The following is an 8,440-nucleotide window of genomic DNA, read 5'->3' as shown; positions in this document are numbered from 1 at the left end:
CCCAGGACGTTCACACCGTGCCGCAGCCGTGAGGCCCCTACCTTGCCCGTCCCCCGGACGGACGCCCGCGACCGCGAGGTGGACAGGACCCCACGGCCACGGGCGGTCATTCACCGGCGGGCGGGCTCAGCCCCCCCCGGGCGGTCTCCCCCCCCCCGGGGGCGGTCACTCACCCCCGGGTGGACACCCCACCCAAAGGCGAGCGCCCCCGGGACGCCCCCCGGACGGCCCCACCCCCGGGCGACTACTCGACCGTGACCGACTTCGCCAGGTTGCGCGGCTTGTCGATGTCCCGGCCCATGGCCAGCGCCACGTGGTAGGCCAGCAGCTGGAGCGGGATGCCCATCAGGATCGGGTCCAGCTCGTTCTCGTTCTTCGGCACGATGATCGTGTGGTCGGCCTTGTCCTGCTTCTGGTGCGCGACGGCCAGGATGCGGCCGCTGCGGGCCTTGATCTCCTCCATCGCGGCGCGGTTCTTCTCCAGCAGGTCGTCGTCCGGGACGATCGCCACGGTCGGCATGGCGGGCTCGATGAGCGCCAGCGGACCGTGCTTGAGCTCGGACGCCGGGTACGCCTCGGCGTGGATGTAGGAGATCTCCTTGAGCTTGAGCGACGCCTCGCGGGCGACCGGGTAGCCGCGCACCCGGCCGATGAACATCATCGACCTGGCCTCCGCGTACTCCGCCGCCAGCTTCTTGACCTCGTCCTCCATCTCCAGGATCTCCTGGATCTGGCCGGGCAGCTTGCGCAGGCCCTCGATGATCCGCTTGCCGTCGGCGACGGACAGGTCGCGGATACGGCCCAGGTGCAGCGCCAGCAGCCCGAAGGCGACCACGGTGTTGGTGAAGCACTTGGTGGAGACCACGCAGACCTCGGGGCCCGCGTGCACGTACACGCCGCCGTGGGTCTCCCGGGCGATCGCCGAGCCGACCACGTTCACCACGCCCAGGACGCGCGCGCCCTTGCGCTTGAGCTCCTGCACGGCCGCCAGCACGTCGTAGGTCTCGCCGGACTGGGAGACCGCGATGTAGAGGGTGTCGGGGTCCACGACCGGGTTGCGGTAGCGGAACTCGGAGGCCGGCTCGGCGTCCGAGGGGATACGGGCCAGTTCCTCGATCATCTGGGCGCCGATCTGGCCCGCGTGGTACGAGGTGCCGCAGCCCAGGATCTTGACCCGGCGGATGGCGCGCGCCTCGCGCGGGTCCAGGTTCAGCCCGCCCAGGTGCACGGTGGAGAAGCGGTCGTCGATCCGCCCGCGCAGCACGCGGTCCACCGCGTCGGCCTGCTCGCTGATCTCCTTGTGCATGTACGTGTCGTGGCCGCCCATGTCGTACGACTCGGCCTCCCACTCCACGGTGGTCGGCTGCGCGGAGGTGTGCGAGCCCTCGGTGGTGTACGTGCGGTAGTCGTCGGCCTTGATGGTGGCCATCTCGCCGTCGTCGAGGGTGACGACCTGGCGGGTGTGCGAGACCAGCGCGGCGACGTCGGAGGAGACGAACATCTCCTTCTCGCCGATGCCCAGCACGACCGGCGAGCCGTTGCGGGCGACGACGATGCGCTCCGGGAAGTCGGCGTGCAGCACGGCGATGCCGTAGGTGCCCTCGATGACCCGCAGGGCCTCGCGGACCTGCTCCTCCAGGGTCGGCGCCTGGGAGCGGCCGATCAGGTGGGCCAGCACCTCGGTGTCGGTCTCGGAGACGAACTCGACGCCGTCGGCGGTGAGCTTGGCGCGCAGCTCGTCGGCGTTGTCGATGATGCCGTTGTGGACGACGGCGACCTTGCCCTCGGTGTCGACGTGCGGGTGCGCGTTCTCGTCGGTGGGGGCGCCGTGGGTGGCCCAGCGGGTGTGCGCGATGCCGGCGGTGCCCGCGAAGCGCTTCGGCAGGCGGGACTCCAGCTCGCGGACGCGGCCCTTGGCCTTGGCGGTCTTCAGGCCGCCGGCGGCCTTGCCGGTCCCCTTGGCGTGGATGGCGATACCGGCGGAGTCGTACCCGCGGTACTCTAGGCGCTGCAGTCCTTCGAGGAGCAGCGGAGCCACGTCCCGCTTACCGATGTAGCCGACGATCCCGCACATGTGGTGACCCTCCCGGTCAGGCAGTTGGACAGGTGGCGCACGATGCGGCGCGCGCCGGGGTGCTCGGCCGGTTCAGCCGTAGACGAGGCGGCGCAGCTGGCGCGCCGAGAGCTCGGGTGGGCGGACCGCGCGGTGCGGCAGCTCCTGGCCGATCCGTTCGAAGATCGCCTCGTTGCGCAGCCCTTGCGACTGCAGCTCCCGATGGCGTCTGCGGACGTAGTCCTCGGTCGTCTCGTCGAAGTACGCGAGGACGTCGAGCACCACCCGGGCGGCCTCGCCGCGCTGTAGCGGCGTGCTGCGCACCAGGTGGTCGACGAGATCCTCATGAGGCGAACGGCGATCGAGCACCCGATGAATACTGATGGGTCGGATCAAGTTACGCAAGAAACCTGCCCGATATCGGGCAAGCGACACGCCGAATGGCGTCAGACGTGGTGTCACCTTGACCACTAGGGGGGTGCGCGGTACTCAATGTTGACGTTCGGTTGCTCCATGCCACGTACGACGTCCACGCACGGCCCTGCACGATGAGCCCACCGAAGGGAATCTCGTGAGACGAAGCAGACTGTTCTGCTCGCTGCTGCTGGTGGCGGCGGCCGGCCTGTCGACGGCCGGGGCGCAGTCCGCCGCGGCCGACCGCGGCAGCCCGTCCGCCCGCCACGCCAAGCCGATAGCCCTCGACCAGGTCATCCCGGCGCCCGCCTCCGTCAAGCCGGGCAAGGAGCCCTACACGATCGGCGACCGGACGCGGATCCGGGTGCCCGGCGCGTCCGGCGAGGTCCGGCGGGTGGCCGGCTACCTGGCGGACGTCCTGCGCCCGTCCACCGGCTATCCGCTGCCGGTCACCGGAAAGGACGGCCGGGACGGCATCGTGCTGCGCCTCGGCGGCAAGGACACCAAGGCGCTCGGCGCCGAGGGCTACCGCCTCACCTCCACCCGGCACGCGGTGACGATCACCGCGGCCCGGCCCGCCGGTCTCTTCCACGGCGTGCAGACCCTGCGCCAGCTCCTGCCGCCGTCCGTCGAGAAGCGCAGCAAGCAGCACAGCCCCTGGAAGGTCGCCGGCGGCACCATCTCCGACACCCCGCGGTACGGATACCGCGGCGGGATGATCGATGTGTCCCGGCACTTCTTCACGGTCGATCAGCTGAAGCGTTACATCGACCAGCTTGCGCTGTACAAGTACAACAAGCTGCATCTGCACCTCACCGACGACCAGGGCTGGCGGCTCCAGATCAACTCCTGGCCGCGGCTCGCCACCTACGGTGGCAGCACCCAGGTCGGCGGCGGCCCCGGCGGCTACTACACCAAGGCCCAGTACCGCGAGATCCTGCGGTACGCCGCCAGCCGCTACATGGAGGTCATCCCCGAGGTCGACACCCCGGGACACACCCAGGCCGCGCTGGCCTCGTACGCGAAGCTGAACTGCAACAACATCGCGCCGCCGATCTACACGGGCGTCGAGGTCGGCTTCAGCTCGCTGTGCGTGCCCAAGAAGGTGACGTACGAGTTCCTGGACGACGTCTTCCGTGAGGTCGCGGCGCTGACCCCCGGCCCGTACCTGCACATCGGCGGCGACGAGGCGCACTCCACCAGCCACGCCGACTACGTGACCTTCATGAACAAGGTCCAGCCGCTGGTGACGAAGCACAAGAAGAAGGTCATAGGGTGGCACCAGCTCACCGCCGTCACGCCCGCCAAGGGCGCCGCGGTGCAGTACTGGGGCTACGACAAGACCCCCGCCAAGGAGCGGGAGCAGGTCGCGGCGGCCGCCCGGAAGGGCGCCGGGCTCATCCTGTCGCCGGCCGACCGGTCCTACCTCGACATGAAGTACACCAAGGACACCAAGCTCGGTAAGGCGTGGGCCGGGTACGTCGAGGTCCAGCGGTCCTACGACTGGGACCCCGCGACGTACCTGAAGGGCGCGCCGCAGAAATCGATCATGGGCGTCGAGGCGCCCATCTGGACGGAGACCCTCTCCACCGACCAGCACCTCGACTACATGACCTTCCCGCGGATGCCCGGCATCGCCGAGCTGGGCTGGTCGCCGAGGTCCACGCACGACTGGAACACCTACAAGCACCGGCTGGCGTCCCAGGCTCCCCGCTGGGAGGCCATGGGCTTCGACTACTACAGGTCCCCGCAGGTGCCGTGGCGCAAGTGAGCTGACGGCGGCGACGACAGCAGGGCGGGACCGGAGCACCGGTCCCGCCCTGTGCCGTACGCGCCGTACGGAAAGCTGTACGGAAAGCCGTACGGGATGCCGGCCTACACGCCCAGCTCACGGGCGATCAGCAGCCGCTGCACCTCGCTCGTCCCCTCGCCGATCTCCAGGATCTTGGAGTCGCGCCACATCCGGGCGACCGGGTACTCGTTCATGAAGCCGTAGCCGCCGTGGATCTGGGTGGCCTCGCGGGCGTTGTCCACCGCGATCTCGGAGGAGTACAGCTTGGCGAGGGCGGCCTCCTTCTTGAAGGGCTCGCCGTGCACCAGGCGCGACGCGGCGTCCCGCCAGGCCAGCCGGGAGGTGTGGGCGCGCATCTCCATGTCGGCCAGCTTGAACTGGATCGCCTGGTTGTGGCCGATCGGCCGGCCGAAGGCGTGCCGGTCCTTGGCGTACCGGACGGATTCGTCCACACAGCCCTGGGCGAGGCCGGTGGCGAGCGCCGCGATGGCGATCCGGCCCTCGTCCAGGATGCGCAGGAACTGGGCGTAGCCGCGGCCCTCGGTGCCCAGCAGGTTGACGGCCGGGACCCGTACGTCGGAGAAGGACAGCTCCCGGGTGTCCGAGGCGTTCCAGCCGACCTTGGAGTACGGGGCGGCGACGGTGAAGCCCGGGGTGCCGGACGGCACGATGATCGAGGAGATCAGCGGGCTGCCGTCGTCCTTGCGGCCGGTGACGGCGGTGACCGTGACCAGGCCGGTGATGTCCGTGCCGGAGTTGGTGATGAAGCACTTGCTGCCGTTGATCACCCACTGGTCGCCGTCCCGCACGGCGGTGGTCCGCGTGGCGCCCGCGTCCGAGCCGCCGTCCGGCTCGGTCAGGCCGAAGGCGCCGAGCACCTCACCCGCGCACATCCGGGGGAGCCACTCCCGCTTCTGCTCCTCGGTGCCGAAGCGGTAGATCGGCATGGCGCCGAGGGAGACGGCCGCCTCCAAGGTGATCGCCACCGAGGAGTCGACGCGGGCCAGTTCCTCCAGGGCGACGCCGAGGGCGAGGTAGTCGCCGCCCATGCCGCCGTACTCCTCGGGGAAGGGCAGGCCGAACAGGCCCATCCGGCCCATGTCCCGCACGATCTCGTACGGGAACTCGTGCTGCTCGTAGAACTCGCCGATCTTGGGAGCGACGACGTCGTGGGCGAACGCCTCGACCGTGCGCCGCAGCTCTTCGAGTTCGGGGGACAGGCGGTGGTCCAGGGACATCCTTCACTCCTTGTGGGAGAGGGCACGGACGGTGCGGGACGGGCTCGGACGGCCCAGTTGTCCGGCCATCCACACGCTTGTGGCGGTGAGCCGGCCCAGATCGACCCCGGTCTCGATACCGAGGCCGTGCAGCATCCACACCAGGTCTTCGGTGGCGAGGTTGCCGGTGGCGCTCTTGGCGTACGGGCAGCCGCCGAGGCCGCCCGCCGACGCGTCGACGGTGCTGACGCCGTGCTGGAGCGCCGCGAGGGTGTTGGCCAGCGCCTGGCCGTACGTGTCGTGGAAGTGCACGCCGAGGCGGTCGGTGGGCACGCCCGCCTCGTTCAGCGCGGCGAGCAGCGCCTGGACGTGGCCGGGGGTGGCCACACCGATGGTGTCGCCCAGGCTCAGTTCGTCGCAGCCCATGTCGAACAGGGCGCGGCAGACCCGCACGACCTGCGCGACCGGCACCGGGCCTTCCCAGGGGTCGCCGAAGCACATGGAGAGGTAGCCGCGGACGTGCGCCTGCTCCTCCTTCGCGCGGGCGACCACCGGGGCGAACATGGTCAGCGATTCCTCGACCGTGCGGTTGAGGTTGGCCTTGGCGAACGACTCCGTGGCGCTGCCGAAGACCGCGATGCGGCGGGCGCCGAGGGCCAGCGCGCGGTCCAGGCCGCGGTCGTTGGGCACCAGGACGGGCAGCCGCGCGTCGAGGTCCGCCAGCATCGGGTAGAGCTGTTCGGCGTCGGCGAGCTGCGGCACCCACTTGGGGTGCACGAAGCTGGTCGCCTCGACCGTCGTCAGCCCGGCGTCCACGAGGCGGCGTACGAACGCGGCCTTGACCTCGGTGGGGACGACGGCGGACTCGTTCTGCAGGCCGTCGCGGGCGCCGACCTCGTGGATACGGACCCGGGCCGGCAGGCCGGGGGCCGGGACGGGCATGGGGAGTCCGGGTGCGGTCATGCCGTTGCCTCCTCGGCCGGGGCGGCCGCCGGCGCGGGGTCCGGCGCCTGGTCGTGCGGATCGACGACGGCGAGCACCTGGTCCATGGCGACGGTGCTGCCGGGGGAGACGCCCAGCTCGCTGACCGTGCCGGCGTGCGGCGCGGAGATGACGTGTTCCATTTTCATCGCCTCGACGACCAGCAGCCCCTGTCCGGCGGCCACTTCGTCGCCGACGGTCACCTTCACGACGGTGACCGTGCCGGGCATCGGCGCGGTCAGCGCGTCCATCCCGTGCGCTCCGGCGGCGCCGCGCAGCGTCTCGGCGACCGGGTCGTGGTCCGTGACGTGCCAGGCGTCGCCGTCCCGGCCCAGCCAGTCGCCGGCCCGGTGGAAGGTGTGGACGACACCGTCGACGGTGACGCGGACCCGGCCGGCGGTGACGTGGCCGGTTCCGGTGGCGGCCACCGGGTCGTGGCCGGGCACCTTGACCTGGTGGGCGACGGGCGCCGGGCGGCCGCCGATCCGCCAGCCGTCCGGTACGGCGAACGGGTCCACCCAGCCGCCGTCCGGCACCGGCTCCAGCGCCGCGTTCCGTACGGCGGCGGCGGCCGCGTACACCTCGGCGGGCACCTCCCGCGGCACCAGCGCGTCCATCTCGCGCTCGACCAGCCCGGTGTCCAGCTCGCCCGCCACGACGTCCGGGTGGGCCAGCAGGCGGCGCAGGAAGCCGGTGTTGGTGGGGACGCCGAGCACCACCGTTTCGGCGAGCGCGGCGCGCAACTTGCGCAGCGCGGTCGCGCGGTCCGGGCCGTACGCGACGACCTTCGAGAGCATCGGGTCGTACAGGCTGCCGACCTCGGTGCCCTCGGCCAGGCCGGAGTCCGTGCGCACCCCGTCGCCCTGCGGCTCGGCGAGCGCCAGGACCGTACCGCCGGACGGCAGGAAGCCGCGCGCGCCCTCCTTGACCGACACCGTCTCGGCGCAGATCCGGGCCTCGACGGCGTGCCCGGTCAGCCGGACGCCGTCCTGCCCGAACGCCAGCGGCTCGCCCGCGGCGATCCGCAGTTGCCACTCGACCAGGTCCAGGCCGGTGACGAACTCGGTGACCGGGTGCTCGACCTGGAGGCGGGTGTTCATCTCCATGAAGTAGTACGAGGCGGGGTCGTCGCCCGGCACGATGAACTCGACCGTGCCCGCGCCCCGGTAACCGCACGAACGGGCGGCCTGCACGGCGGCCTCGCCCATCGCGGCCCGGGTCGTCCCGTCCAGCAGGACGGACGGCGCCTCCTCGATCACCTTCTGGTGGCGGCGCTGGAGCGAGCACTCGCGCTCGCCGAGGTGGACGACGTTGCCGTGGCCGTCCGCCAGCACCTGGATCTCGATGTGCCGGGGGCGGTCCACCCAGCGCTCCACCAGCAGCGTGTCGTCGCCGAAGGAGCCGCGGGCCTCGCGGCGGGCGGCGGCGATCTCGTCGGCGAGCAGCGCCTCGTCCCGTACCAGCCGCATGCCCTTGCCGCCGCCGCCCGCGGACGGCTTGAGCAGCACCGGCATACCGATCTCGCGCGCGGCGTCCGCCAGTTGGGCGTCGGTCAGTCCGCTGCCGGAGGAGCCGGGCACGACCGGCACGCCGGCCGCCCGCACCGTCTCCTTCGCGCGGATCTTGTCGCCCATCAGCTCGATGGCCTCGGCGGACGGCCCGATGAAGACCAGTCCGGCGTCGGCGCAGGCCGCCGCGAACGCGGTGTTCTCGGCGAGGAAGCCGTACCCGGGGTGCACGGCCTGCGCGCCGCTGCGGTGCGCGGCCTCGATCAGGCGGCCCGCGTGCAGATAGCTCTCGGTGGACGGTGGCGGGCCGATGCGGACCGCCGTGTCGGCCTCGCGGACATGGCGGGCGTCGGCGTCCGCGTCGCTGAAGACGGCCACCGAGCGGACGCCGAGCGCGCGCAGCGTCCGGATGACGCGGACCGCGATCTCGCCCCGGTTGGCGACCAGGACGGTGTCGAACATGCTCATCTGTTCC

General features: G+C 71.6%; 6 protein-coding genes. 1 reads left to right on the top strand and 5 read right to left on the bottom strand.

The genetic code is table 11. The annotated features are described in order from the left end of the window. Window positions 1-244: 244 nt before the first annotated feature. Together glmS and AB0A97_RS05205 are read right to left on the bottom strand one after the other, a co-directional pair. Window positions 245-2,074 carry a glutamine--fructose-6-phosphate transaminase (isomerizing) gene (glmS, locus tag AB0A97_RS05210; protein ID WP_361144579.1) on the bottom strand — a complete coding sequence of 610 codons (1,830 nt, stop codon included), beginning with the start codon at window positions 2,072-2,074 and terminating at the stop codon, window positions 245-247. A gap of 72 nt (window positions 2,075-2,146) precedes the next feature. Continuing rightward, the gene (locus tag AB0A97_RS05205; RefSeq protein ID WP_030018892.1) at window positions 2,147-2,422 is read right to left on the bottom strand and encodes a hypothetical protein; all 276 of its coding nucleotides are present in this window, start codon (window positions 2,420-2,422) and stop codon (window positions 2,147-2,149) included. 202 nt (window positions 2,423-2,624) lie between these two features. On the opposite strand from AB0A97_RS05205, the gene AB0A97_RS05200 reads away from it, so the two are divergent. Next, on the top strand, window positions 2,625-4,238 hold the full coding sequence (locus AB0A97_RS05200) for a beta-N-acetylhexosaminidase (protein WP_361144577.1): 1,614 nt from the start codon (window positions 2,625-2,627) through the stop codon (window positions 4,236-4,238). Between the two features lie 104 nt (window positions 4,239-4,342). Here AB0A97_RS05200 and AB0A97_RS05195 read toward each other — a convergent pair whose 3' ends face one another. The 3 genes from AB0A97_RS05195 to AB0A97_RS05185 are packed head-to-tail and all read right to left on the bottom strand — an operon-like array spanning window position 4,343 to window position 8,427. Beyond that, window positions 4,343-5,497: an acyl-CoA dehydrogenase family protein gene (locus AB0A97_RS05195; RefSeq protein WP_361144575.1), complete on the bottom strand. Its 1,155-nt coding sequence runs from the start codon at window positions 5,495-5,497 to the stop codon at window positions 4,343-4,345. 3 nt (window positions 5,498-5,500) lie between these two features. Continuing rightward, window positions 5,501-6,439, bottom strand: a complete 939-nt coding sequence (locus AB0A97_RS05190) for a hydroxymethylglutaryl-CoA lyase (protein WP_361144572.1) — start codon at window positions 6,437-6,439, stop codon at window positions 5,501-5,503. After that, complete coding sequence (locus AB0A97_RS05185) at window positions 6,436-8,427, bottom strand: biotin carboxylase N-terminal domain-containing protein (RefSeq protein WP_361144569.1); 1,992 nt, start codon at window positions 8,425-8,427, stop codon at window positions 6,436-6,438. The genes AB0A97_RS05190 and AB0A97_RS05185 overlap by 4 nt, the downstream gene beginning before the upstream one ends. Window positions 8,428-8,440: the final 13 nt, after the last annotated feature.

The organism is Streptomyces sp. NPDC045470, from assembly GCF_040646595.1.
Lineage (GTDB): Bacteria > Actinomycetota > Actinomycetes > Streptomycetales > Streptomycetaceae > Streptomyces.
This window is presented reverse-complemented; position numbering and strand designations above follow the sequence as displayed.

What these genes read in the sequence shown, in the direction of transcription:
- glmS (WP_361144579.1), bottom strand. Translation starts at nt 2,074, where the DNA reads ATGTGCGGGATCGTCGGCTACATCGGTAAGCGGGACGTGGCTCCGCTG.
- AB0A97_RS05195 (WP_361144575.1), bottom strand. Translation starts at nt 5,497, where the DNA reads ATGTCCCTGGACCACCGCCTGTCCCCCGAACTCGAAGAGCTGCGGCGC.
- AB0A97_RS05190 (WP_361144572.1), bottom strand. Translation starts at nt 6,439, where the DNA reads ATGACCGCACCCGGACTCCCCATGCCCGTCCCGGCCCCCGGCCTGCCG.
- AB0A97_RS05185 (WP_361144569.1), bottom strand. Translation starts at nt 8,427, where the DNA reads ATGTTCGACACCGTCCTGGTCGCCAACCGGGGCGAGATCGCGGTCCGC.